Origin of the sequence: Kribbella amoyensis (genome assembly GCF_007828865.1) — a bacterium.
GTDB lineage: Bacteria > Actinomycetota > Actinomycetes > Propionibacteriales > Kribbellaceae > Kribbella > Kribbella amoyensis.
The window spans coordinates 6,431,160-6,454,564 of record NZ_VIVK01000001.1 but is presented as its reverse complement, the minus strand read 5'-3'; the positions used below and the strand labels follow the sequence as shown (position 1 = coordinate 6,454,564).

20 protein-coding genes are annotated in these 23,405 nt (G+C 70.1%); 16 read left to right on the top strand and 4 right to left on the bottom strand.

Translation table 11 applies throughout. The features are described 5' to 3' along the window. The first annotated feature begins 131 nt into the window (after window positions 1-131). Complete coding sequence (secA2, locus tag FB561_RS29995) at window positions 132-2,633, top strand: accessory Sec system translocase SecA2 (RefSeq protein WP_145812542.1); 2,502 nt, start codon at window positions 132-134, stop codon at window positions 2,631-2,633. Between the two features lie 68 nt (window positions 2,634-2,701). Here the strand turns inward: secA2 and FB561_RS29990 are convergent, their stop codons facing one another. Beyond that, window positions 2,702-4,372: a DUF222 domain-containing protein gene (locus tag FB561_RS29990; RefSeq protein WP_145812540.1), complete on the bottom strand. Its 1,671-nt coding sequence runs from the start codon at window positions 4,370-4,372 to the stop codon at window positions 2,702-2,704. Between the two features lie 186 nt (window positions 4,373-4,558). On the opposite strand from FB561_RS29990, the gene FB561_RS29985 reads away from it, so the two are divergent. The 12 genes from FB561_RS29985 (at window position 4,559) to FB561_RS29935 (ending at window position 17,679) form a co-directional block, all read left to right on the top strand. Next, complete coding sequence (locus FB561_RS29985; protein ID WP_202880780.1) at window positions 4,559-5,944, top strand: replication-associated recombination protein A; 1,386 nt, start codon at window positions 4,559-4,561, stop codon at window positions 5,942-5,944. 157 nt (window positions 5,945-6,101) lie between these two features. Further along, entirely contained in the window at window positions 6,102-6,521 is a 420-nt protein-coding gene (locus FB561_RS29980; protein WP_145812536.1) for a DUF948 domain-containing protein, read from the top strand. Continuing rightward, window positions 6,518-6,763: a DUF6167 family protein gene (locus FB561_RS29975; protein WP_145812534.1), complete on the top strand. Its 246-nt coding sequence runs from the start codon at window positions 6,518-6,520 to the stop codon at window positions 6,761-6,763. The genes FB561_RS29980 and FB561_RS29975 overlap by 4 nt, the downstream gene beginning before the upstream one ends. Window positions 6,764-6,768: 5 nt before the next feature. After that, window positions 6,769-9,438 (top strand): alanine--tRNA ligase, encoded by a 2,670-nt coding sequence (gene alaS, locus FB561_RS29970; protein ID WP_145812532.1) that lies wholly within the window; start codon window positions 6,769-6,771, stop codon window positions 9,436-9,438. Between the two features lie 21 nt (window positions 9,439-9,459). Continuing rightward, on the top strand, window positions 9,460-9,918 hold the full coding sequence (gene ruvX / locus FB561_RS29965) for a Holliday junction resolvase RuvX (RefSeq protein ID WP_145812530.1): 459 nt from the start codon (window positions 9,460-9,462) through the stop codon (window positions 9,916-9,918). Continuing rightward, window positions 9,915-11,111 (top strand): endolytic transglycosylase MltG, encoded by a 1,197-nt coding sequence (gene mltG / locus FB561_RS29960; RefSeq protein ID WP_145812528.1) that lies wholly within the window; start codon window positions 9,915-9,917, stop codon window positions 11,109-11,111. The genes ruvX and mltG overlap by 4 nt, the downstream gene beginning before the upstream one ends. Further along, a complete protein-coding gene (locus tag FB561_RS29955) occupies window positions 11,081-11,935 on the top strand; it encodes a shikimate dehydrogenase (protein WP_238335127.1) in 855 nt (284 codons plus the stop codon). The genes mltG and FB561_RS29955 overlap by 31 nt, the downstream gene beginning before the upstream one ends. After that, window positions 11,922-13,394, top strand: a complete 1,473-nt coding sequence (locus tag FB561_RS29950) for an FAD-binding oxidoreductase (RefSeq protein ID WP_145812526.1) — start codon at window positions 11,922-11,924, stop codon at window positions 13,392-13,394. Before FB561_RS29955 ends, FB561_RS29950 begins: the two co-directional genes overlap by 14 nt. A gap of 26 nt (window positions 13,395-13,420) precedes the next feature. Beyond that, window positions 13,421-14,197 (top strand): hypothetical protein, encoded by a 777-nt coding sequence (locus tag FB561_RS38050; protein WP_170284809.1) that lies wholly within the window; start codon window positions 13,421-13,423, stop codon window positions 14,195-14,197. Next, window positions 14,194-15,234 (top strand): DUF2330 domain-containing protein, encoded by a 1,041-nt coding sequence (locus FB561_RS29945; protein WP_170284808.1) that lies wholly within the window; start codon window positions 14,194-14,196, stop codon window positions 15,232-15,234. The genes FB561_RS38050 and FB561_RS29945 overlap by 4 nt, the downstream gene beginning before the upstream one ends. A 54-nt stretch (window positions 15,235-15,288) precedes the next feature. Beyond that, the gene (locus FB561_RS29940; protein ID WP_145812523.1) at window positions 15,289-15,996 is read left to right on the top strand and encodes a prepilin peptidase; all 708 of its coding nucleotides are present in this window, start codon (window positions 15,289-15,291) and stop codon (window positions 15,994-15,996) included. Window positions 15,997-16,083: 87 nt separating this feature from the next. Further along, complete coding sequence (locus tag FB561_RS29935) at window positions 16,084-17,679, top strand: FAD-binding oxidoreductase (RefSeq protein ID WP_145812521.1); 1,596 nt, start codon at window positions 16,084-16,086, stop codon at window positions 17,677-17,679. Between the two features lie 80 nt (window positions 17,680-17,759). Here the strand turns inward: FB561_RS29935 and FB561_RS29930 are convergent, their stop codons facing one another. Beyond that, the gene (locus tag FB561_RS29930; RefSeq protein ID WP_145812520.1) at window positions 17,760-18,881 is read right to left on the bottom strand and encodes an ADP-ribosylglycohydrolase family protein; all 1,122 of its coding nucleotides are present in this window, start codon (window positions 18,879-18,881) and stop codon (window positions 17,760-17,762) included. Window positions 18,882-19,007: 126 nt separating this feature from the next. On the opposite strand from FB561_RS29930, the gene aroC reads away from it, so the two are divergent. The 3 genes from aroC to aroB are packed head-to-tail and all read left to right on the top strand — an operon-like array spanning window position 19,008 to window position 21,813. Further along, complete coding sequence (aroC, locus tag FB561_RS29925) at window positions 19,008-20,213, top strand: chorismate synthase (protein WP_145812518.1); 1,206 nt, start codon at window positions 19,008-19,010, stop codon at window positions 20,211-20,213. Beyond that, a complete protein-coding gene (locus FB561_RS29920; protein ID WP_145812517.1) occupies window positions 20,210-20,710 on the top strand; it encodes a shikimate kinase in 501 nt (166 codons plus the stop codon). The genes aroC and FB561_RS29920 overlap by 4 nt, the downstream gene beginning before the upstream one ends. Continuing rightward, window positions 20,707-21,813, top strand: coding sequence for a 3-dehydroquinate synthase (gene aroB, locus FB561_RS29915; protein WP_145812515.1), 1,107 nt, complete (start codon window positions 20,707-20,709; stop codon window positions 21,811-21,813). The genes FB561_RS29920 and aroB overlap by 4 nt, the downstream gene beginning before the upstream one ends. Here aroB and FB561_RS29910 read toward each other — a convergent pair. Together FB561_RS29910 and FB561_RS29905 are read right to left on the bottom strand one after the other, a co-directional pair. Further along, window positions 21,800-22,672 carry a hypothetical protein gene (locus FB561_RS29910; protein WP_145812514.1) on the bottom strand — a complete coding sequence of 291 codons (873 nt, stop codon included), beginning with the start codon at window positions 22,670-22,672 and terminating at the stop codon, window positions 21,800-21,802. The genes aroB and FB561_RS29910 overlap by 14 nt on opposite strands. Next, the gene (locus FB561_RS29905; protein ID WP_145812512.1) at window positions 22,669-23,316 is read right to left on the bottom strand and encodes an RNA polymerase sigma factor; all 648 of its coding nucleotides are present in this window, start codon (window positions 23,314-23,316) and stop codon (window positions 22,669-22,671) included. The genes FB561_RS29910 and FB561_RS29905 overlap by 4 nt, the downstream gene beginning before the upstream one ends. Between the last annotated feature and the right edge of the window lie 89 nt (window positions 23,317-23,405).

Genomic DNA, 23,405 nt, shown 5'->3' with positions numbered 1-23,405 from the left:
GCAACCTATCGACTGTCAATCGACGCTCGGGGGTGTCGGCATCCTGGTTGGTCATCGGCCGTCCGATCACCGGCGGTAACCCGCGGGGCGGCGTACGGAACCGGGACGCGACGTTGTACGTTGCGGAGACCATGGGCCTGAAACTCACCTCACGCTTCCGCCGGCTGCTCCAACGACCCGGCTCGATCGACCTCGGACCGTACGAGAAGCTGACCACCGCGGTCGGCGAGGCGGAGGAGTCCGTCCAGTCGCTCAGCGACGAGGAGCTCACCGAGGTCGTCGCCGAGATGCGCACGACCGACGGGCTGGACGAGGACAACCTGATCGAGTTCCTCGCGCTCGCCCGGGAGGCCGGCCGGCGGGCCATCGACGAGCGGGCCTTCGACGGCCAGATCGTCGGCGCGCTGGCCCTGCTGCGCGGCCGGATCGTCGAGATGGCGACCGGTGAGGGCAAGACCCTGGCCGGGGCGTTCGCCGCCGCCGGGTACGCGATCGGCGGCCGCAAGGTGCACGTGCTCGCGGTGAACGACTACCTGGCCCAGCGCGACGCCGAGTGGATGGGCCCGATCTACGCCCTGCTCGGAGTCAGCGTCGCCCACGTCGGGCAGGCGTCCACGCCGGAGGAGCGGCGCGCGGCGTACCAGGCCGAGGTCTGCTACGCGCCGGTGAGCGAGGTCGGCTTCGACGTCCTGCGGGACCGGCTGGTCGGCGACGCCGCCGACCGCGTCTCCGCCGAGCCGGACGTGGCCCTGGTCGACGAGGCGGACTCGGTCCTGATCGACGAGGCACGGGTGCCGCTGGTCCTGGCCGGCGCGACCCGGTCGGAGGAGATCGACGACGACGTGGTCCAGCTGGTCCGCACCCTGCGCGCGGGCGTCGACTACGAGATCGACGGTGACGGCCGGACCGTCGCGCTGACCGACAAGGGCACCGACTTCGTCGAGGAGCACCTCGGCGGTATCGACCTGTACGCCGACGAGAACCTGGAGAAGATGACCCAGGTCAACGTCGCGCTGCACGCGGAGGTGCTGCTGCGCAAGGACGTCGACTACCTGGTCCGCGACGGCAAGGTCAGCCTGATCAACAACAACCGCGGCCGGATCGCGAAGCTGCAGCGCTGGCCCGACGGTCTGCAGGCCGCCGTCGAGGCGAAGGAGGCCGTGCCGGTCAGCGAGAGCGGCGAGGTGCTCGACTCGATCACGGTGCAGGCGCTGATCAAGCGGTACCCGAAGCTGTGCGGCATGACGGGTACGGCTGTTGTCGTCGGGGAGCAGCTGCAGGAGTTCTACGACGTCGAGGTGGCCGTGGTGCCGCCGAACAAGCCGAACATCCGGGTGGACGAGCCGGATCGGCTCTACCTGACTGTTGCGCAGAAGAACACCGCGTTGGTGGAGCACATCCAGGAGATCCACGAGACCGGGCGGCCGATCCTGATCGGGACGCAGAGCGTGGAGGAGTCCGAGCAGCTCAGCGATCTGCTCGAGGCGGCCGAGGTTCGGCATGTCGTTCTGAATGCGAAGAACGACGCCGAGGAAGCCGGGATTGTGGCCGAGGCTGGTGTGCCGGAGACGGTGACTGTCTCCACGCAGATGGCCGGCCGGGGTACGGACATCCGGCTGGGTGGGCGTGACGGCTCGAAGGGTAAGGACAAGGCGGCCGAGCTGGGTGGGCTGTACGTAGTCGGTACAGGGCTGCACGCGTCGCGGCGGTTGGACGACCAGCTTCGTGGTCGCGCGGGGCGTCAGGGTGACCCGGGTGGGTCGCTGTTCTTCGCGAGCTTGGGCGACGAGCTCGTGACGCGGTACTCGATCACTTCGGGGCTGCGGCCGTCGCCTGATGACAAGGGCCGGCTGACCGATCGCAAGGCGCTCGGGATGCTGGAACACGCTCAGCGCGTTGCCGATGGCGCGAACGCTGAGCTGCTGCGGACCACCTGGTCGTACAGCCGCCTGACCGAACAGCAGCGCGCGATCGTCCTGTCGACGCGGGAGAAGATCCTGGCCGAGGACGTTGCCGCGGAGAAGCTCGCGGAGACGGCCAAGGAGCGGTACGAGGAACTGGTCGACTCCGTTGGCGAGGACGTGGTGAAGGACGCGGCCCGGCGGATCGCGCTGCACCACCTCGACCGGCGCTGGACTGACCACCTGGCGTATCTCGCCGATCTGCGCGAGGGGATCCACCTGCGGTCGCTGGCCGGCGGCATCGTGCACCAGAAGCCGATCGACGAGTTCAACAAGGTCGCGATCGCCTCCTTCAACACGCTCATCGACGACGCCTGGAAGGACGCGAAGGAAACCTTCGACGAGGCGGAGATCGGTGCGGAGGGGCTGGACGAGGAGGCGTCCGGTGTACCGCGCCCGACGGCGACCTGGACCTACCTGGTCAACGACAACCCGTTCGGCACCGAGGCGGACCGGATCCTCGGCCGGCTGCGCAACGCGATCAAGGGCGAGGAACTCGTGACGGTCGAGGACGACGAGCCGGTCGAACTCGCCGAGGACGACATCCCCGAAGAACTCCGCGACCTCGACGACGACGAAGACCTGCCGGAAGAACTCCGCGGGGACGCCGACGACGACACGGATGCCGACGCGGACGACGACGCGGACAAGGACGAGCGAGGCAAGAAGTAAAGCCCCACCTGGCTGCCCTGCTGACCGGCGTCCCCGGTCAGCAGGAATGTCCGCCGCCTCGCCCGGTCTCAACCCGGGCGAGGATCGGTTCCGCTGGGCAAACCCGGACGGCGGTGCGTGCCGGTGTGATCGACCTGGAAGGTGAAGCCGTGAGGGCTCGTCCATTCCAAGGCACCATCGGTCGCGCGATCGACCGTCCACTGGCCGTGGGTTTTGACCCGATGGCTGAAGCGCCGTAGCGGGATGAGGCTGGTCGTGCTGGTCTGACCCGGTGGACCGTTTGGGTCGTACGGCTGAACGTGATCGAGATCGGTCGCCAGGGTTGTCTCCGCGGTCCCGTAAGGGAACTGCTCGACGGGGTGAATCAGCTTGAGCTGTTCCCGCAAGCGCCGGGGAATCTCATAGGAATCGACGCTGATCTTGTCGTTGAGGTCGATCACCGGCCGGACCGAGTAGGGGCGGTGGCCGATCAACTCGGTCAACTGCGCGGCGAGAAGCGGCCCGCAGCCTTCGACCCGAGCGACGCCGGAACCGGTCGCCAGGGTGTGGTCGGTGAGGTGCACGTAGACCATCGTGCGGCTGGTGCGCGAGCCGGCGACCCCGTCGAGCTGAGCCAGGTCACCGTTGACGAACTGGCGCGTGGGAGAGCCAGAGTCCACCGGCGTCTGCTCAGGATCGGCCGAGGTGTCCCACGGCTCCACCTCTGCCTCGCTCGCGGCCGATGCCCCAACGGCGGCGCCCGCTTCCACCGCGCCCGCTTCCACGGCGTCCGGCCCCACCGACGGCGGAGGCGCCAAGTCGGGCGGGACAAGCTCAAGCCGAGGACGATCAGCCCGCGCCGCATCCACTCCGCCCAGACCGGGCTCGCCAACGCCGCCCTGCGACCCGGTCGGATGCCCGGACGCAGCCCGACCAGAAGCAGGCACGGAAGCAGCGACAGTCGGATCAGCAGGCGCCGCCTGCCCCACGATCCCAGTGCGACCGGCGTTCAAGATGGCTTGGGCATGCGCAGGATCGGCGAGAATGCCCAACGCCCGCGCGCGTCGAAGCCGCAGCGGATCCGGATCCCCGAGGGTTTTCAAAGCTTCCGCGAGTGCGTCGATGGTCGCATCGAACCGCAGCACGTCACCGGTCGCGGCGAGAATCCAGACCGACTTGGTCCCGTGATCATCCACCCGCCCCACATACACACCCCGCTCACGAGCTTTCCGTTCCGCCGCGGACCGGGCCGCGTCCTGATCGGCCTGATACCGAGCGGCCGTGACGATCTTGCCCAGCCGGATCGGGGTGATGGTGTCGAGCAGCCCACATACATTCTCGTCGACGATCGCGGCGGCCTCCTCGGACAACTCCAGGCAAGCAGTCGCGACCTTGCAGGCCTTCCACGGTGTCGCCTCGCCGGCGAGCACAGTGGCCCAGATCCGCGGCAACCGATGCCGCAATGCCAAGGCCTGCCCGATGTACGCCGCCGCCGACCCCGCCGACGTCCCGAGCAGCGCACCGAACTCGGCAGGTGCGAACTCCGCGATCGCCGGACACCCTGCCCCGCCGTACACAACCCCTCGCTCTCGACCACCACGACCATCTCCACCAGGCAGACCGTCCACAGCGTGGAGATCGGCGAAGTGCTGAGCGTGCAGAAGGAGACGTGCCTCGATCCGATCCCGTTCGGCACGGTGCTCCGCGGCCGAGGCAAGCACCTCGGTCGCGTCGAGCTCGGCAACATCTCCATCGAACATGTGTTCGACTGTAGATCCAGAACCGAACCCCGGCAAATCCGCTATCCACAGGATCCCTTACCCACAAGGGCATCCCATTCCCAGGGCTCGACCAGGCCGCAGGTCGTTGCCTGTTGAGGCAGACGGCCACGAGGGCCCCTGCACCTCCGCAAAGGAGATGTCGGCGTTCGTAGGTAGGCTCTAGCTGTGACCGAAGGCTTGTTCGATCTTCCTGGGGCATCCGCTCCTGCTCGTGGGGGCGGGAGCTTGGCCGACATGGACCACACCGCCGCTCCGTTGGCGGTGCGGATGCGGCCCCGGAGCCTCGACGAGCTGGTCGGCCAGCAGCACCTGCTGGCTCCTGGATCTCCGTTGCGCCGGTTGGTAGAGGGTGATCAGCCGATGTCCCTGTTGCTCTGGGGGCCTCCCGGGACCGGCAAGACCACGATCGCGGCCGTCGTCTCGCATCAGACCAACCGCAAGTTCGTCGAGCTCTCCGCCGTCACCGCCGGCGTCAAGGACGTACGCCAGGTGATCGACGGGGCACGGCACGCGCTCAACCGGTCGGGCGGGACGAGCGAGACCGTGCTGTTCATCGACGAGGTGCACCGCTTCACCAAGGCGCAGCAGGACGCATTGCTCCCCGGGGTCGAGAATCGCTGGGTCACCCTCGTCGCCGCCACCACCGAGAATCCGTTCTTCTCGGTGATCTCCCCGTTGCTCTCGCGATCCCTCCTGCTGACGCTGGAGTCGCTCACCGACGACGACATCGCCGTACTGCTCGACCGCGCGCTCGCCGACGAACGCGGCCTCGCGGGGGAGTTCGCGCTCGCCCCGGACGCCAAGGATCACCTGCTCCGGATGGCCGGTGGGGACGCGCGCCGGGCGCTGACGTATCTCGAGGCCGCGGCCGGTGGTGCGAAGGCAAAGCTCACCGAGGACGGCGACGGCCCGGCCGAGATCGACCTGAAGACGCTAGAGACCGCGGTCGACCGAGCGGCCGTTCGGTACGACCGGGCCGGGGATCAGCACTACGACGTCGCATCCGCGTTGATCAAGTCGATCCGCGGTTCGGATGTCGACGCGGCGATGCACTACCTGGCAAGGATGATCGAGGCGGGGGAGGATCCGCGGTTCATCGCTCGCCGGCTCGTCATCTCGGCCAGCGAGGACATCGGGATGGGGGACCCGACCGCACTCGGGGTCGCGGTGGCCGCGGCCGAGGCGGTGCAGTTCATCGGGATGCCGGAGGCCCGGATCAACCTCGCGCAGGCCGTCGTCGCACTCGCCCTGGCGCCGAAGTCGAACGCCGTCATCACCGCGATCGACGCCGCCATCGCCGACGTGAAGGCGGGCAAGGTCGGCCCGGTTCCACCGCATCTGCGCGACGCCCACTACGCCGGCGCGAAGAAGATCGGCCACGGATCGACCTACCAGTACTCGCACAACGATCCGCGCGGCGTCGTCCCGCAGCAGTACGCGCCCGACGTCGTGGACCGGACCGACTACTACCGGCCGACCCGGCGCGGTGGCGAGGCGTCGTACGCCGATCGCGTGGACGCTCTCCGCAAGATCCTCCGCGACCGGGACTGAACCGGACCACGGATCACGAGTACTCAGGGTGAGGCCGGTGGTTCGACTTGGTGAGGGACTGTGATGTGGGGGATGGTGTCCTGAAGCTGGGCCTGGTAAGGGCGCGCGATAGGGTCGTGCGGTCCACGAGGTCGCAACGGGAAGGTGGATCGTTTCCATGAGCGTCGGTGAAGTCGCGGGGCTGATAGCGGCCTGCGCGCTGCTCATCCTGGTAGGCCTGCTGGCCTATCCGATCCTGAAGCTGGGCAAGGTGCTGGACGAGACCCGGATCATGGTCAAGGGCGTCTCCGACTCCAGTATCCCGCTGCTCGGCGAGGTGACCGAGACCGTGTCGACGACCAACGCGCAGTTGGCGAAGGTGGACACCATCACCGACAACGCGACCACCGTGACCACCAACGCGGCGGCGCTGGCGTCCTTGTTCGCGGCGACCGCGGGTGGTCCGCTGGTGAAGGCGGCCGCGTTCACGTACGGCGTGCGCCGGGCGCTCGGCGAGAGCCAGCGCCGGGACGTGTCCCGCCGGGTGAAGGACGAGATGAAGGCCGAGCGCAAGGCCCGCAAGCGGGGTGACCTGTGATCAGGCGGATCCTCTGGTTCGTCATCGGTACCGCGGTCGGCGTCTACGCCGTGACCCGGTTGAAGAAGCGGGCCCAGGTGCTCGCACCGGAGAGTGTGCAGGCCTCGGCGGAGAAGGTCGCCGCGGCGATCCGGCACTTCGGTGACGAGGTCCGGGCCGGCATGGCCGAGCGGGAGACGGAGCTCAGAACCGCGCTCGGCATCGACACAGAAGCAGCAAACGATCGTGAGGACGACCGGTAACACCCATGGAAACCAGTGAGATCAGGCGGCGGTTCCTGCAGTACTTCGAGGACCGCGGCCACACGGTGGTCCCAAGCGCGCCTCTGCCGTCGCCGGACCCGAACCTGCTCTTCAACGTGGCCGGGATGGCCCAGTTCGTGCCGTACTTCGTCGGCCAGCAGACCCCGCCGTACCCGCGGGCGACCAGCGTGCAGAAGTGTGTCCGCACCCTCGACATCGAAGAGGTCGGCAAGACCACCCGGCACGGCACGTTCTTCCAGATGAACGGCAACTTCTCGTTCGGCGACTACTTCAAGGACAAGGCGATCGAGTACGCCTGGGACCTGGTCACCAAGCCGCAGAGCGAGGGCGGGTACGGCTTCGACGAGTCGGTCCTGTACGCCTCGGTGTACTACGAGGACGACGAGGCGATCGAGCTGTGGAAGCGGATCGCCGGCCTGCCCGACGACCGGATCGTGCGGCTCGGGATGAAGGACAACTTCTGGTCGATGGGGATCCCCGGTCCGTGCGGACCGTGCTCGGAGATCCTGATCGACCGGGGCCCGGAGTTCGGCGCGGACCGGGACTGGGAGGCGGGCGACCGCTACCTGGAGTTCTGGAACCTGGTCTTCATGCAGAACATCCGCGGCGAGGGTGGCGGCAAGGAGGGCTACCCGATCCTCGGTGAGCTGCCGAAGAAGAACATCGACACCGGTCTCGGCCTCGAGCGCGTCGCGTTCCTGCTGCAGGGCGTCGACAACATGTACGAGATCGACGAGATCTACCCGGTGATCGAGAAGGCGTCGGAGCTGAGCGGCCGCAAGTACGGCAGCGACCAGACCGACGACGTCCGGTTCCGGGTCATCGCCGATCACGTCCGCAGCGCGCTGATGCTGATCGGCGACGGCGTCACCCCGGGCAACGAGCAGGGCGGGTACGTCCTGCGCCGGCTGCTCCGCCGGGCGATCCGCTCGATGCGCCTGCTCGGGTACGAGGACCCCGCGCTGGTCGAGCTGCTGCCGACCACGCTGGAGCAGATGAAGAAGTCGTACCCCGAGCTGGAGCAGGACTTCGGCCGGATCAGCCAGGTCGCGTACGCCGAGGAGGACGCGTTCCGGCGCACCCTGACGGCCGGCACCAGCATCTTCGACGTGGCGGTGCGGCAGACCAAGTCCGAGGGCGGCGCGCAGCTGGCCGGCGCGAAGGCGTTCCAGCTGCACGACACCTACGGCTTCCCGATCGACCTCACCGTCGAGATGGCGGCCGAGCAGGGGCTGCAGGTCGACACCGACGGCTTCCGCACCCTGATGACCGAGCAGCGCGAGCGGGCCAAGGCCGACGCGCGGGCCAAGAAGATGGGCCACGCGGACACGTCCGGCTACCGCGAGCTGCGGGAGAAGGGCAGCACCGAGTTCACCGGGTACTCCGAGCTCGCCACCGATTCGCAGGTCCGCGGTGTCTTGCGCGACGGCGCGGTCGCGGCGGCCGCCGAGCAGGGCGAGACCGTCGAGGTCGTGCTGGAGAAGACCCCGTTCTACGCCGAGTCCGGTGGCCAGATCGCGGACGAGGGCCTGATCGTCGCCGACGGCGCGAAGCTGCAGGTGCTGGACGTGCAGCGACCGGTCAAGGGCCTGATCGTGCACAAGGTCAAGGTGCTCGAGGGCACCGTCCGGCCGGGGCTCGACGTGCACGCGCAGGTCGACCACGAGTGGCGGGTCTCGGCCTGCCAGGCGCACTCCGGGACGCACGTCGTGCACGCGGCGCTACGCCAGGTGCTCGGCCCGAACGCCCTGCAGAGCGGTTCGTACAACAAGCCCGGCTACCTGCGGCTCGACTTCGCGTGGTCGTCCTCGCTGGACCAGGCCACCCGCAGCGAGATCGAAGAGGTCGCGAACCTCGCGGTGCGCCAGGACCTGCCGGTCTCCGCGCAGTACATGACGCTCCCGGAGGCCCGGGACTGGGGCGCGCTGGCGCTGTTCGGCGAGACGTACGACGAGACCGTGCGCGTCGTCGAGATCGGCGGCCCCTGGTCGCGTGAGCTCTGCGGTGGCACGCATGTGAAGCACTCGTCCCAGGTCGGCGCGCTGACCGTCACGAGTGAGTCGTCGGTCGGCGCCGGGGTGCGCCGGCTGGAGGCGTTCGTCGGGATGGACGCCCTGCGGTACCTGGGCAAGGAGCGCGCGCTGGTCCGGCTGCTCAGCGAGAACCTGAAGACCCGGCCGGAGGAGCTGCCCGCGAAGGTCGCCGACCTGTCCGAGCGGCTGCGGGCGGCCGAGAAGGAGCTGGAGAAGGTCCGGGCCGGTCAGGTCCTGGCCGCCGCGGCCCAGCTGGCGGCGGAGCCGAAGGACGTCTTCGGGGTCGCGTACGTCGGCCACCGCGCGCCCGACGGCGTGAACGGCGGCGACCTGCGCAAGCTGGCCCTCGACATCCGCGGCCGGATGGCGGCGGACAAGCCGGCCGTGGTCGCGGTCCTGAGCGTCAACGACGGCAAGCCCGGCGTCGTGGTCGCGCTGAACGACACGGCCCGGGAATGGCGGCTGAAGGCCGGCGACCTGGTCCGGATCGCGGCCGAGCAGCTCGGCGGCCGGGGCGGCGGCAAGGACGACGTCGCGCAGGGTGGCGGGACCGACGCGGCCGGTGCCGACGCCGCGCTGTCCGCGGTTGAACACCACGTCGGTCAGCTCGTCACCGGCTGACCGGGTGGAGATGGGGCGCTGATGCGGCGCGGAGTGCGGGTGGCTCTGGACATCGGCGATGCCCGGATCGGAGTCGCGAGCAGTGATCCGCACGGGATCCTCGCGACTCCGGTCGAAACGGTCCGGCGGGGTGCCGGGGACCTTGACCGAATCGTTACGCTCGTAGCCGATCTCGAAGCTTTCGAGATCGTCGTCGGGCTTCCTCGTTCGTTGAACGGAGGGGAGGGCCCGGCGGCGGCCCGGATCCGCCAGACGGCGGAGCTGGTCCAGGAGAAGGTCCGGGTGAACAGCCCGGACCTGGCGATCCGGCTGGTGGACGAACGGTTCACCACCGTGACCGCCGAACGGATGCTGCGGGAACGGGGAAAGAAGGGCTCCAAGCGACGGGCCGTGGTCGACCAGGCCGCGGCGGTCGTGATTCTGCAACACGCGCTGGACTTCGAGCGGGAGACCGGCAACCCACCCGGGAGGCCCCTGTGAACGGAACATCGGTGGACGACCAGATCGACGAGGGCGACGACCTCAATTCGCACCTCGGCCTGCGGCCGGCCAGCCGGACCGAACGGCGGGCGAACCGCCGGAAGGCGCGGGCGCGGCGCGGACTGGGATGTTTCGCCGGCCTGGTCTCGCTGCTCGTCGTCGGGGCGCTGGTGGCCGGCCTGGTGATCGGCTACGGCAAGGGCCGCGACTACCTGGAGCAGTTGTTCTCCGCGCCCGACTTCACCGGTGACGGCACCACCGCGGTCACGGTCGAGATCAGCAAGGGCCAGAGCTCGCAGTCGATCGCGGACACGCTGGAGAAGAAGGGCGTGGTGAAGTCCGCCAAGGCGTTCGAGCGGGCCGCCCGGGACGAGCCGAAGAGCCGCTCGATCCAGGCCGCGACGTACACCCTGCGCAAGGAGATGTCGGCGAAGGCGGCGCTGGCGCTGATGCTGGACCCGGCCAAGTCGGTGCTGGTGCAGCGGATCGGGTTCGTGTCCGGGTCGACGAAGGCCGACGTGGTCCGGCAGTTGCAGGCGTCCAAGGCGTTGAAGCTGCCGTCCGGCGCGGCCGAGGCGGCGCTGGCCAAGCCGTGGTCGCTCGGCCTGCCCTCGTACGCGAAGAACAACCCGGAGGGCTTCCTGTACCCGGGCACCTACGACGTGCCGAAGGGCGCCACCGCGTACACGATCCTCAAGCTGATGACCGGCCAGTTCGCCAGGACCCAGGCGGAGCTGAGGCTGCCGCAGGTCGCGCAGGGCAAGGGCCTGGATCCGTACCAGGCGGTGATCGTGGCCAGCATCATCTCGGCCGAGACGAACCGGGCCGAGGACTACCCGAAGGTCGCGCGGGTGATCTACAACCGGATGCAGCGCAAGATGCGGCTGCAGATGGACTCCACCGTGCACTACGTGGTCGGCAAGGACGGTGGCGTGTTCACCAGCGACGAGCAGCGCAACATCGACTCGCCGTACAACACGTACAAGTACCGCGGTCTGCCGCCGACGCCGATCAACTCGCCCGGCAAGGACACGCTGCGTGCCGCGCTGGCCCCGGCGCAGGGCAACTGGCTGTACTTCACCCTGGTGGACCTGGACACCGGCGAGACGGCGTTCGCGTCGACGGCCGACGAGCACCAGGCCAACGTCAGGAAGCTGCAGGCGTGGTGCGCCGCGCACCCGGGACGCTGCTGATGACCCGCTGCGCCGTGCTGGGCAGCCCGATCGCGCACTCGCTGTCCCCGGTGATGCACCGCGCCGCGTACGCCGAGCTCGGGCTGGACTGGCGGTACGACGCGTTCGAGGTGGCCGAGGACGAGTTGCGCGACTTCCTGGCCACACTCGGCGACGACGTCCGCGGATTGTCGTTGACGATGCCGTTGAAGCGGGTCGCGTTGGAGCTGGCCGACACCGTCGACCCGGTGGCCGAGCTGATCGGTGCGGCGAACACGATGCTGTTCGAGCCGGACGGCTCCCGATCGGTCCACAACACCGACGTACCGGGGCTGGTTGCCGCGTTCGCGGAGCGCGGGATCACGGCGGCGGAGAGCGCGGTCGTCCTCGGCGGCGGCGCGACGGCGGCGTCCACGTTGGCCGCGTTGCGCGGGATGCAGGTCAGCGAGGTCACGCTGGTGGTCCGGTCCGTCGCGAAGGCGGAGCGACTGCTCGATCTCGCGGCCGAGCTAGGCCTGAAGACGTCGGTGGCGGACTTCGGCCAGGTCGAGCAGATCGGCGGCTTCGACCTGTGCGTCTCCACGGTGCCGGGTGGTGCGGTCGATCCGTGGGCCGAGCACTTCGCCGCGGTCGCGCCGGTCGTGTTCGACGTGGCGTACCACCCGTGGCCGACGCAGCTCGCGATCGCGGCGCACCGGATCGGTACAGAGCTGTTGAACGGCCTTGATCTGCTTGTGCATCAGGCGACTCTCCAGGTGGAGATGATGACGGGTAGGTCGCCTGCTCCTCTGGCGGCCATGAGGTCCGCCGCGCGTGAGGAGCTCGTCGATCGTGAGCCGCATTGACCGCCGTTCCGTCCTGAAGGCCGGTGGCGCACTGGCCGCCACCGCGCTCACCGGCTGCTCCACCACCAACCCCGCGAGTACCAAGTCGTCGGCCGGCAGCTTGGCTGTGGCGGGTCCGGATTGGGCCGGGTTCTCCCGTGGTCTCGACGGCACGCTGTATCGCCCGGGCGACACCGGGTACGCCGCGTCGCACCAGCTCTTCAACCCGCGCTTCGACTCGGTGAACCCGGCCGGCGTGGTCCGGGCCGCCTCGGTGAACGACGTCCGTGAGGCCATCGTCTTCGCCCGGAACAACAAGCTGGTCTGCGTACCGAGAAGCGGCGGCCACTCGTACGTCGGCGCGTCCACGATCGCGAACGGCCTCGTCATCGACGTCACCGCGCTCCGCGGCATCACGTACGCGAACAACGCGGTCCAGATCGGCGCCGGCGCCAAGCTGTACGACGTCCACGTGGCGCTCGACCGGTACGGGCGCTCCCTGCCGACCGGGACGTGCCCGACCGTCGGCGTCGCGGGACTCGCGCTCGGTGGCGGGATGGGCATCCACACCCGGACGTACGGGCTGACCAGCGACCGCATCCTGTCGATGCAGGTGGTCACCGCCGACGGCGGGGTCCGTACCGCCGGCCCGACCCAGAACGCCGACCTGTACTGGGCGTTGCGCGGGGGAGGAGGCGGCAACCTCGGCATCGTCACGTCGTTCCGGCTGGCCACCATCGGCGCCGGCAAGCTCGGCTTCTTCCGATTGAGCTGGCCCGAGTCGAAGGCGGCCGCGGTCCTCCAAGGCTGGCAGCGGTTCGCCAAGGAAGCGCCGTACACCGCCTGGGCCAACCTGCACGTCACCGCGGAGAGCAACGGCACCCTGTCGATCCACGCGGTCGGCGTCTCCACCACCGGCTCGGCCGCGGCCGCCGCTGCCCAGCTGGAGTCGCTCGCGGGGACGAAGGCGACCGGACGAACGGTCACCGTGAAGACCCACATGGAGGCGGTGCGGTACCTCGGCGGCGGCTCGACGAGTCCGCGGACCGGATTCCTCGCCGGCTCCGACGTCCTGCGTGGCCCACTCGACGCGACGACCGGTACGGCGCTGATCGGTGTCGTGAAGGCGGCCGCCCGCGCGAAGGTCGCGGGCTCCGCGATCCTCGATCCGCTCGGGGGTCAGGCCGCGAAGGAACCGCCCGGCGGTTCGGCCTGGCCGTGGCGGTCCGCGCTCGGTGTCGTCCAGTGGTACGCGGGCCTGCCGACGCCCCCGTCGACCGCGGCGCTGCGGGCGGCCCAGAACTTCGTCAGCTCCGGCCACCGCGCGATCGCCAAGACCTCGGCCGGCGGGTACGTGAACTACGTTGAGGCGGGCCGTTCGGTGAACTCGTACTACGGCGCCAACCTCGGCAGGCTGCACGCGGTCAAGCAGAAGTACGACCCGGCGAACTTCTTCCACACCTCCTACACGCTGAACTGAACTGCCCGCCCCGTACGATCCGGCGCATGCCGAATCTCGTCGCGAGCGTGACCGTCGAGCCCGTCGATCACCGCGTCCTGGTCGCGACCGTGCCCGCCTTGTTGCGCCGGATCCGCGCCCTCAGCTTCGGCGCCGACCGGTTCCTGGAGTACGACGGGCGCCGGATCGAGGGACTGCGCAACGACGTCGGCGCGCACCCGCAGGTCGGGGCGCGGTACACGGTCGTGCTGAAGCCGACCGAGGACGAGCCGGACCCGAAGCCGCTCGGGCTGGATCTGCTGGCGGATGCCGGCGACCTGTTCTCGGTGCGGTTCCAGCAGGAGAGTGTCGGCGGCACGATCGCGGTCGACAGGCCCCGGGACCCGCTGTCCGCCTCGGTCGAGGTGGAGGCGAGCCTGCCCGCGGACGTGCCGTACTTCGCCGGGCCGATCACCGGATCCGGTCTGCTCCGGCTGGACGACGTCCCGCATCGGGGTGACGAGCCGCAGGTGGTCGCCTCGCTCGAGCACCGGCGGGCGCGAGGCGGGATCACCGTACGGATCACCGAGCAGAGCGATCGCACCTGGCTCGTCACGCTCACGCTGCGGGTCCAGGGTCGCGGGCTGCTGCGCCCGGTCGTGGCGATCGCGGCGCGGGTCTGGTTGCGCTCGCGCTGGCAGGAGTACGTGCGCAAGCTCCCGGACGAGTGGGCCACGATCCGGAAGGACTGGCCGACGGGCGACCCGGACGAGCTTGCCGCCAAGCTGGTTGCCGAGTGGGTCGACGACCTCGCTGTCGAGCTGCCGACGGGAGTCCGTCCGTGAAGTGGATCCGCGGAATCGTCGCGTTGCTGCTGATCGCACTGCTGCCCGCGGTGAGTCCCGCCTGGGCCTGCGCGTGCGGGGGCTACCTGCCCGACGCCGGATCGCGGGCCCGGGCGCAGGGCGAGAACGCGCTGGTCCGGTTCGACGGACGGACCGAGGAGATCGTGCTGTCGATGGCGATCCGGGGTTCGTCGAAGAAGGCGGCCTGGATCATGCCGGTCCCGGCGGCCTCCGAGGTGACGCTGGGCCAGGAGCGCACGTTCGACCGGCTGGTCTCGCTGACCCGGCCGAAGGTGGTCGAGCGCAAGACGTACTGGCCGTTCCGCGACCTCGGCATCCTGGGCAGCGGGGACGGGGCCGGCGCACCGCCCAAGGTGTACGCCGGGGTCGACGTACGCGGGCAGATGGTGCTCGGCCCGTTCGAGGTGGCCCGGCTCGGTGGGACCAGCGCGACGGCCGTGACCGACTGGCTGCGCACCAACGGGTACGTGGTCCCGGCCGGGCTCGCGGAGAACCTCACGCCGTACCTCTCCGAGAAGTGGGAGATCGTCGCGGTCAAGCTGGCGCCGAAGGAGGCGAGTGGCACGATGTCGGGCGCGACCCCGCCGCTGCGGTTGTCGTTCCCGTCCACGAAGATCGTGTACCCGATGCGGCTGAGCAAGGGCGCGTCCACGGCGCAGACGGTCACCGTGTACGTCGCTGCGCCGTACCGGGTGGACGCGAGTGAGCTCCCTGATCCCGCGGTCCAGCCCGAGCTGCTGTTCGCCGGCAAGGTCGGCAACTCGTCGCTCGCCGAGCTCGGCGGATCCACCTCGTTCCTTACCGCGTACTCGGTGAAGTACTCGGAACCGTCGCGGATCACGAACGACTTCCTCTTCGCCCAGGCACCGTCGAACGACGAGTACCAGCGGATCACCTACGTCACCCGCAACGACGGCCTCTGGAGCACGATCGGCGTCCTCGTCGGTGGGCTGCTGTTGCTCGGACTCGGCGCCGCCCTGATCGCCCGGGTCAAGCTGCGTCGTGCTCGTCGCTGAGGTTGTCCACAGGGGTCCGGTACCGGCCGCTCGAATCGTCTAGGCTGCGGGATCGTGTCGGGTGCGAGTGACGTGGTGGCCGGGGGCATCGGCCTGGTGCTCTGCGGGGCGGCGGCGTTCGTCCTCGCTCCGTGGGTGCTGCGCCGGATTCCCGAGCCCGTGCTCGAGGAGGGCCAGACCAAGACGCCGTACGCCGAGCTCGCGACTCGGCGAGCGGCGTGGTGGTGCACCGGGCTGGCCGCGATCGCGGGGGCGCTGATCGGCTGGCAATTGGGCTTCTCGCCGGGACTGGCGGCCTGGTGGCTGCTGACCGTCTCGGGCGCGATCCTCGGCTACATCGACGCCCGGACCAAGTACCTGCCGTCCGCCATCATCTGGCCGACGTACTTCGCTGTCGGTGCCGGATTGGTGGTCGGCGCGGCCGTCTCGGGGGAGTGGGGTTCACTCGGCCGGGCCGCGATCGCCGGAGCGGTCGGGTTCGGGGTGTTCTACCTGCTGTGGTTCGTGATTCCGCGGGGTGTCGGGTTCGGCGACGTCCGGTTGTCGGGGTTGCTCGGCCTCGCTCTCGGGTGGCTCGGCTGGGGTGAGCTGATCGCCGGTCTGTACGGCGGGTTCCTGCTCGGCGCGGTGCTCGGGATCGCGTTGACCGCGGCCAAGGTGTTCCGGCGCAAGGAGATGTTCCCGTTCGGTCCGTTCATGCTCGCCGGGGCCGTCGCGGGCGTACTGCTGGGCGAACCGCTGACCCGGTTGTACCTCGGTTGAGTGACACCGGGATTCACTCTGCAGGGTGACGCGGTGACCCCCGTCGGCTGACTAGCCTCAGGAACTCGACTTCGTGGGGAGATGCAGATGCCGATCGTCAGCCGCCGTGGCCTCCTGGCCGGGACCGCCGCCGCCGGAGCCCTGGCCGCCGCACCCGGGACCGCCCAGGCCGCGGCGACCACCGTTGCGTCAGGGAGCAAGGACCGGATCGGTCCCGGGGACGCGCGCTTCCAGGACCTCGTCCAGCGCGGGACCAACCGGCGCTTCGTCGCCAAGCCCGAGTACGCACGCGTGGTCCGTTCAGCCGAGGACGCGGTCGACGCGGTCCAGGAGGCCGTCCGGACCCGGAAGCGGATCGCGGTCCGTGGTGGCGGGCACTGCTTCGAGGACTTCGTGGACCACAGTGACGTCGAGGTCCTGATCGACCTGTCGCAGTACGACGAGGTGACCTTCGACGAGCGGCACAACGCGTTCTCGATCGGCGCCGGCGCGACCCTGGAGACCGTCTACAAGGCGCTCTTCTACGGCTGGGGCGTCACCGTCCCGGGTGGCGGCTGCCTCGGCGTCGGGGTCGGCGGCCACTTCAGCGGCGGTGGGTACGGTCCGCTCTCCCGCAAGTACGGCTCGGTCGTGGACCACCTGTACGGCGTGGAGGTGGTCGTCGTCGACGCCCGCGGCCGGGCCAGGTCGGTGGTGGCGACCCGCGACAACCGGTACAGCGATCTGTGGTGGGCGCACACCGGTGGAGGCGGCGGGAACTTCGGCGTCATCACCCGGTACCTGCTGCGCACGCCCGGGGTCCGCGGTTCGGACCCGGCCAAGTTGTTGCCCAAGGCACCTGCTCGGCTGCTGTCCAACGTGCTCGCCTACGACTGGAAGACGGTCACCAAGGCCGGCTTCACCCGGACCCTGCGGAACTTCTTCGACTTCTACGAGCAGCACAACGCCCCGGACTCGCCGTACGCGACGTTGTACAGCCCGCTGATCCTCACCCACGTGTCGGCGGGCGGCTTCCTGCTGTCGACCCAGCTGGACGCGGATGTGCCGGACGCGGACAAGCTGATGAAGGCGTTCCTCGCCGCGATGACCGAGGGCGTGGACCCGAAGCCGCAGCTGATCGATCAGGGCGTCGGGCCGTTCCTGCAGCGTACGATCCAGCGCTCGATCGCCGAGACCACCGACCCGAACCGGTCGAAGTACAAGGCCGGCTACCTGCGCAAGGGGTACACCGACGCCCAGCTGGACACGATCTACACCCACCTGTCCGACCCGTCCTACTCGGCGACCGAGGCCTCGGTGCTGCTGATCCCGTACGGCGGCAAGGTGAACACGGTGCCGCCGACGGCCACGGCGAACGTCCAGCGTGATGTGGTCGCCAAGATGGTGACCGCGGTCAGCTGGAACGATCCGGCCGAGGACGACAAGCACCTCACCTGGCTGCGGAAGCTGTACCAGGACCTCTACCGCGAGACCGGGGGCGTGCCGGTGCCGAACGAGATCAACGCCGGGTCGTACATCAACTACCCGGACGTGGACCTGGCCGATCCGAAGTACAACACCTCGGGGGTGCCGTGGCACGACCTGTACTACGGCGAGAACTACCCACGGCTGCGGCAGGTCAAGAAAGCCTGGGATCCCGGCAACATCTTCCGCCACCAGCTGTCCATCGAACCGGCGGAATGAGAGAGTGACCCAGCCGGGGCGCCGGGCCTGATCCTCGGGGGATGGGCCGGACGCCTCGGCACCCCGTGCGGTGAGCGCGATCAGCCGCCGGGGTAGCGGTGGTCCCACCCGGTGTGGGGACCGTAGTCGCCGTGGAGCTGGCGGTGGTGCAGGGTTTCGAGGACCAGGTCGTCGGCGAGCTGCAGGATCACCCCGCGTCCCTCGACACCGAACACGAGCGCGGGCGGCAGCGCCGTCTCGCCGTGCAACGCGCCGAGGATGTTCCCGCAGATCGACCCGGTGGAGTCACTGTCGCCCGAATGCGTCACCGCCAGCGCCAACGCGTCGAGGAAGCGCTCCGGCTCCGGGTAGGCGAGTGCGGCGTACACACCGATCGCCAGCGCCTCCTCCGCGATCCACCCGCCGCCCAGCCGCTCGACCGCCTCCACGCCCGGCTCGGCTCCCGAAGCGGCGAGCTCACGTGCGGCAGCCAAGGCGGTACTCGTCTCCTCGTGACCGTCGTGGGTCCGCAGCAGCGCGGCCGTCGCGTCGAGTGCGGCGTCCAGGTCGGCACCCTGGCAGATCGCGTGGACGACGGCCGCGAGCACGCCCGACGCCAGCTTCCCGGTCGGATGGCCGTGCGTGTACCCCGCGGACTCGGCGGCGGCATCGAACGCCCACGCGGCGTCCACCCACGTGGCCGGCAGCAGCCCGAACGGCGCGGCCCGCATCACGCCCCCGCACCCCTTCGAGTCGTTCGCCGCCTGCCCGCCGTACTGCGGGATCTGGTCGCCGCCCTTCCGCGCCTCGGTGAGCGCGGAGAGACAGGTGTTCCCGGGAGCGCGCCGGGCGTACAGCCACGGCTCGCCGGCCAGCCAGCCGTTCCGGTGGCCGCTCGGCCCGGGCAGTAGCTGGGTGTCGAGCCAGCGGTCGTACGCGCTGTGCGTCACCGCCACGGTCAGGCCGAGGCCGCGGTCGGTCCGGACGCCGGCCCGGATCAGTCCCTCGACCGTGAACAGCGTCATCTGGGTGTCGTCGGTCACCGTCCCCGGCGGCCAGTTGTTGCCACCGGCAACGTAGCTGCGGACGCCGTCCGGGTGCGCGGCGAGGATCGTCCGCGCGTCCTGGAACTCCACCGGCCCGCCGAGCGCGTCCCCGATCGCCCCACCGAGCAGACACCCCCGGACCCGGGCCCGGTACGCCTCTTCCTCCGCCCGTGTCATCCACCCTCCAGCCGTCGACCAGCAGTCGCCCGAACTGTAGCCGCCCGGTCGCCCACCGGGACCGATCCGGACGCCGAGATGAGACTGGCGGCCGGGCGCTGAGACGGTCGTGAAAGAATCGGGCTCATGCTGCGCTGGCTCACCGCCGGCGAGTCGCACGGACAAGCGCTCGTCGCCGTACTCGAAGGTCTTCCCGCAGGCGTCCAGGTCACCACGGATGACGTGGCCGACGCCCTCGCTCGTCGTCGGCTGGGCTACGGCCGCGGCGCGCGGATGAAGTTCGAGCGGGACGAGGTGACGTTCCTCGGCGGATTCCGGCACGGGCTGTCCCTCGGCAGCCCGGTCGCGATCCAGGTCGGCAACACCGAGTGGCCGAAGTGGGAGCAGGTGATGTCCGCCGACCCGGTCGACGCCGACGTGCTCGACGGCCTCGCCCGGAACGCCCCGCTGACCCGGCCGCGCCCCGGTCACGCCGACCTCGCGGGCATGCAGAAGTACGGCTTCGACGAGGCCCGCCCGGTGCTCGAGCGCGCCAGCGCCCGGGAGACCGCGGCCCGGGTCGCGCTCGGCGAGGTCGCGGCCCGGTTCCTGCGGCAGGCGTACGGCGTGACGATCGTCAGCCACGTCGTCGAGCTCGGCACCGTGAAGGCTCCGTACGGCGTGATCCCGTCGATCGAGGACGTCGCCAAGCTGGACGCCGACCCGGTCCGCTGCCTCGACGCGGACGCGAGCAAGGCGATGGTGGCCGAGATCGACACCGCGCAGAAGGCGGGCGACACCCTCGGCGGTGTGGTCGAGGTGGTCGTCGACGGTCTGCCGCCGGGCCTCGGCAGCTATGTGCACTGGGACCGCCGGCTGGACTCCAAGCTGGCCGGCGCCCTGATGGGGATCCAGGCGATCAAGGGTGTCGAGCTCGGTGACGGGTTCGAGCTGGCCCGGACGCCGGGGTCGAAGGCGCACGACGAGATCGTCGCCGAGGACGGCACGGTCCGCCGGACCAGCGGCCGCTCGGGTGGGACCGAGGGCGGCATGAGCACCGGCGAGACGCTCCGGGTGCGCGCCGCGATGAAGCCGATCGCGACCGTGCCGCGGGCGCTGCGCACGATCGACACGACCACCGGCGAGGCCGCCTCGGCGCACCACCAGCGCTCGGACGTCTGCGCGGTCCCGGCGGCCGGCATCGTCGCGGAGGCGATGGTCGCGCTGGTGCTCGCCGACGTGTCCGTGGAGAAGTTCGGCGGCGACTCGGTGACCGAGACGGCCCGCAACCACCGCGCGTACCTGGCGAACCTGCCGACCGCGATCACCCCGCGCGAGTGGGGCGACGCGTGAGCCCGGTCGTCGTCCTGGTCGGGCCGCCCGGTTCCGGCAAATCCACGATCGCCGCGTTGCTCGCGGACCGGCTCGGCAAGGTCCACCGTGACACCGACACCGACGTGGAGAGCACGGTCGGCAAGCCGATCTCCGACATCTTCGTGGACTCCGGTGAGCCCGCGTTCCGGGAGCTGGAGCGGGCCGCGATCGTGGCGGCGCTGACCGCGGACGACGTGGTGCTGTCGCTCGGCGGCGGCGCGATCCTGGACGCCGCGACCCGGACCGACCTGGCCGGTCACCCGGTCGTCTTCCTGGACGTGTCGCTCGGCGAGGCCGCCAAGCGGGTCGGCCTCGGCGTCGCCCGGCCACTGCTGCTCGGCAACGTGCGGACCCAGCTGAAGAACCTGATGGACGCCCGCCGCCCGTTGTACCTCGAGGTCGCCAAGCACACCGTGAGCACGGACCAGCGCAGCCCCGAGGAGATCGCCGACGACATCGTGGAGCTGCTCGGATGACGGACCAGGCACGCCGGATCGCGGTCAGCGCGGCCGCGCCGTACGAAGTTGTCATCGGCAACAATCTGCTCGGCGAGCTGCCGGGGTTGCTCGGCGACGGGGTGACCCGGGTCGCGGTGATCCACCCGCGCGCGCTGCGGGCCAGCGGGGACGCGATCCGCGACGACCTGACCGCCGGTGGGTACACGGCGCACGCGATCGAGGTCCCGGACGCCGAGGAAGCGAAGACCGCCGAGGTGCTCGCGTACTGCTGGTCGGTGCTCGGCCAGGCCGGGTTCACCCGGTCCGACGCGATCGTGTCGATCGGCGGGGGCACGACGACCGACCTGGCCGGCTTCGTCGCCGCGACCTGGCTGCGCGGCGTCAAGGTGGTGCACATCCCGACCACGTTGCTCGGCATGGTCGACGCGGCCGTCGGCGGCAAGACCGGGATCAACACGGCCGAGGGGAAGAACCTGGTCGGCGCGTTCTGGGAGCCGGCCGGCGTGCTGTGCGACCTGGCCGCGCTGGAGACGCTGCCCAAGAACGACTACGTCAGCGGCCTTGCCGAAGTGGTCAAGTGCGGCTTCATCGCCGACCCGGTGATCCTCGACCTGGTCGAGAAGGACCCGGCCGGCGCCACCTCCCCGCAGTACGAGCACACCGAGGAGTTGATCGCCCGAGCCATCCAGGTCAAGGCGGACACCGTCGGCGCCGACCTGCGCGAGCGGACCACCACGGCCGGCGGCGCGATCGGCCGCGAGGCACTGAACTACGGCCACACGCTCGGCCACGCGATCGAGCGCACCGAGCGGTACAAGTGGCGGCACGGGGCTGCGATCAGTATCGGCATGGTGTTCGTCGCCGAACTGGCCCGCGCGGCCGGCCGGCTCGACGACGCCACCACGGACCGGCACCGTGAGGTCCTGGAATCCCTCGGCCTGCCGGTCCGGTACCGCGCCGACGCGTGGCCGCACCTGCAGGACGCGATGAAGCTGGACAAGAAGACCCGGGCCGACCGGCTCCGCTTCGTGGTCCTCGACGGCCTCGCCAAACCGGCCGTCTTCGAAGCCCCCGACCCGAGCCTCCTCGTCGCGGCCTACGCCGAGGTCAGCGCGGACTGAGGAACGAGAGCAACGGGTAGGCCTGGCCCGGCGCCGGGTTCCTGGTCACCGTGGCGGACACGGCGTTCGGCTTGCCGACGATCTTGCCGGCCGCGTCGAGCTGCTGCGTCTCCACCGTGACCTTGTCCCCGATGTGGATCGGACCGTCGTTCTTCGCCTGAACCAGGGCCAGACCGTCGATCGGCTTGCTCACGTACCACGGCCCCGCCTGCCCGTTGACGAGGATCCGTCGGCGCACGCTCGCGGCTTCGTCGTCGACCGTGGTCCAGCTGCGCGGCAGGACGTGGTCGATCACGCTCTTCTTCGAGGAGACCGACGTGGTGCCCGGAGACAGCTGGAGGTCTGGCAGATTCTTGTGTGCCCGCGCGTCCCAGGTTGTTCCGGCACCGGAGGAACGACCGACACAGGTGATGGTGCGGGTGTCCGCACGGAGGACGAGGGCGGGCTCGGACCTTCCGGTAAAGACGTCGGCGATCTTGATCGGGTGCAGGACCTTGTTGGCCTTCTGGAGGGAGACCTTCTTCAGGCAGCCCTTCGTCGCCGCCGCGATCTCGGCCTGGTTCAGGCGGCCGCGGTAGAGCGGGACGTCGGGGCCCGCAGATGCCGACGGCGTACCGGCCGACGCGGTGGTCTGGAAGCCCGCTTGGCCGCTGTCGCCCGCCTGGCCGGCCGGATCGCTGTGGTTGCCGGTGAGGGAGCTGAGCCCGACCACTCCGCCGGCCAGGGCCGCGATCGACGCCGCGGCGGCGACCGGGACGAGCCAGCCCCGACGCTGGGCCGGCCGCTGCTCCTCGGCGAGTACCTGCCGCAGGATTTCTTCCTTGTGCGCGAGCGTGCGCTCCGCGGGAACGCGGGTCATCGCAGTTCCTCCTTCGTGCCGAGATCGATGAGGCCGGCGAGGCTGGTGCGTGCTCTCGCCAACCGGGACTTGACCGTGCCTTCGGGGACGCCGAGCGCCTTCGCGGCCTCGGCGACGGTGCAGCCCGACCAGACGACGAGCTCGATCGCTTCGCGCTGCCGGGCGGGGATGCGGCTGAGAATGCGGCGGATGTCGCTCATCGCGAGTTCGTCGTCGACCCGCGCGGCGGCGGCCGCCGAGTGATCGGGCTCGGTGCCGTGGTCGCCGACCAGTTCGAGCCGGTCGATCAGGGCGCTCTGCCGCTTCATCGTCCGCAACGCGGTCCCGCACTCGTAGCCCGCCATGACGAGGAGCAGGGGACGCGCTGACTCCAGGGTCAGGGTGTCCACCCGGCGTGCCTTCGCCCGCCGCCACAACGTGGTGAACGTCGCCTGCACGACCTCCTCGGCCGTCGCCCACGAGGAGGTGCGCCGGAACGCGAAGTTGTAGACCGCGTCGGCGTGCCGGTGGAACAACGCCGTCAGCGCCGCCTCGTCACCCGACTGCAGTTCCTCCCACAGGCTCCGATCGGTCTGGACCCCGGAACCGGTGGCGACGCCCGGACCCACGCCGGCCGCCCTCGGTCTTTCCGGATCTGGATCCATCCACCGCACCTCAAGTAGTGCCGCTCGTTCGCTCATACTTGGGAAGAGGCCGGCAGTGGTGTCCGCGGTTCGGTTTCGCCCGGCCCTTC

Excerpts from the sequence above, each read along its gene's own strand:
- alaS (WP_145812532.1), top strand. The coding sequence starts at position 6,769 with ATGGAAACCAGTGAGATCAGGCGGCGGTTCCTGCAGTACTTCGAGGAC.
- FB561_RS29910 (WP_145812514.1), bottom strand. The coding sequence starts at position 22,672 with ATGACCCGCGTTCCCGCGGAGCGCACGCTCGCGCACAAGGAAGAAATC.
- FB561_RS29980 (WP_145812536.1), top strand. The coding sequence starts at position 6,102 with ATGAGCGTCGGTGAAGTCGCGGGGCTGATAGCGGCCTGCGCGCTGCTC.
- FB561_RS29935 (WP_145812521.1), top strand. The coding sequence starts at position 16,084 with ATGCCGATCGTCAGCCGCCGTGGCCTCCTGGCCGGGACCGCCGCCGCC.
- ruvX (WP_145812530.1), top strand. The coding sequence starts at position 9,460 with ATGCGGCGCGGAGTGCGGGTGGCTCTGGACATCGGCGATGCCCGGATC.
- aroC (WP_145812518.1), top strand. The coding sequence starts at position 19,008 with ATGCTGCGCTGGCTCACCGCCGGCGAGTCGCACGGACAAGCGCTCGTC.
- FB561_RS29990 (WP_145812540.1), bottom strand. The coding sequence starts at position 4,372 with ATGTTCGATGGAGATGTTGCCGAGCTCGACGCGACCGAGGTGCTTGCC.
- FB561_RS29905 (WP_145812512.1), bottom strand. The coding sequence starts at position 23,316 with ATGGATCCAGATCCGGAAAGACCGAGGGCGGCCGGCGTGGGTCCGGGC.
- FB561_RS29930 (WP_145812520.1), bottom strand. The coding sequence starts at position 18,881 with ATGACACGGGCGGAGGAAGAGGCGTACCGGGCCCGGGTCCGGGGGTGT.
- FB561_RS38050 (WP_170284809.1), top strand. The coding sequence starts at position 13,421 with ATGCCGAATCTCGTCGCGAGCGTGACCGTCGAGCCCGTCGATCACCGC.
- secA2 (WP_145812542.1), top strand. The coding sequence starts at position 132 with ATGGGCCTGAAACTCACCTCACGCTTCCGCCGGCTGCTCCAACGACCC.
- aroB (WP_145812515.1), top strand. The coding sequence starts at position 20,707 with ATGACGGACCAGGCACGCCGGATCGCGGTCAGCGCGGCCGCGCCGTAC.